The following is a 1,183-nucleotide window of genomic DNA, read 5'->3' as shown; positions in this document are numbered from 1 at the left end:
GTTGAACGGTCGGGCGAATCGTCTGGCGCGGTTTTTGCGTGGGTTGGGTGTGGGGCCGGGTGTGCTGGTGGGTTTGTGTGTGGCGCGGAGTGAGTTGTTGGTGGTGGGTGTGCTGGCGGTGTTGAAGGCGGGTGGTGGGTATGTGCCGTTGGATCCGTCGGTGCCGGTGGAGCGGTTGGGGTTCGTGCTGGGGGACAGTGCGCCGGCGGTGCTGCTGGTGGACGGGGGGATACCGGAGGGACTGGATGCGCCCGGTATTCCGGTTGTCGACATTCGGGCGGACGAGGCGGATTGGGCCGACCTGCCGAACGGCGATCTCTCCCGCGACGAGGTGGACTGCGAGCCCTCTGACCTGGCGTATGTGATTTATACGTCGGGGTCGACGGGGGTGCCGAAGGGGGTGATGGTCGAGCATCGTCAGGTGGTGCGGTTGTTCACGGCGACGGAGGGGTGGTTCGGGTTCGGGAGCGGGGATGTGTGGACGTTGTTCCATTCCTTTGCTTTTGATTTTTCGGTGTGGGAGATGTGGGGTGCGTTGTTGCATGGTGGGCGGTTGGTGGTGGTGCCGCAGGCGGTGACGCGGAATCCGGGGGAGTTCTACCGGCTGGTGTGTGGTGCCGGGGTGACGGTGCTGAATCAGACGCCGAGTGCGTTTCGGCAGTTGGTGGCGGCGCAGGGTGAGGAGGGTGCGGAGCATCGTCTGCGGGTGGTGGTGTTCGGTGGTGAGGCGCTGGATGTGGGTGCGTTGAAGCCGTGGGTGGGGCGTGCGGTCAATCGTGGTACCCGTTTGGTGAATATGTACGGGATTACGGAGACGACGGTTCATGTGACGTATCGGGAATTGAGTGAGGCCGATACGGACGGCTCGTCGAGTCCGATCGGTGTCCGTATTCCTGACCTGCGGACGTATGTGCTCGATGATCGCCGGGAGCCGGTGCCGCTCGGTGTGGTGGGGGAGTTGTACGTCGGTGGTGCGGGTGTGGCCCGCGGGTATCTGAACCGGCCGGAGCTGACCGCTGAGCGGTTCCTGGCCGATCCGTTCTGCGGTGTTCCGGACGCGCGGATGTACCGGACCGGGGATCTGGTGCGGCAGTTGCCGGACGGATCGCTGGAGTACCAGGGCCGTAACGACGACCAGGTCAAGATCCGCGGCTTCCGCATCGAACTCGGCGAGATCGAGGCC

The 1,183-nt window shown here is 64.8% G+C and carries 1 protein-coding gene; it reads left to right on the top strand.

The window, feature by feature from the left end; translation table 11 throughout:
• Positions 1-1,183 (top strand): amino acid adenylation domain-containing protein (locus ACZ4Z1_RS42505; RefSeq protein WP_468492081.1); only part of this gene is annotated, 1,183 nt, incomplete at both ends.

The sequence above is a fragment of the Streptomyces sp. NPDC030165 genome, from assembly GCF_055573595.1.
This window is presented reverse-complemented; position numbering and strand designations above follow the sequence as displayed.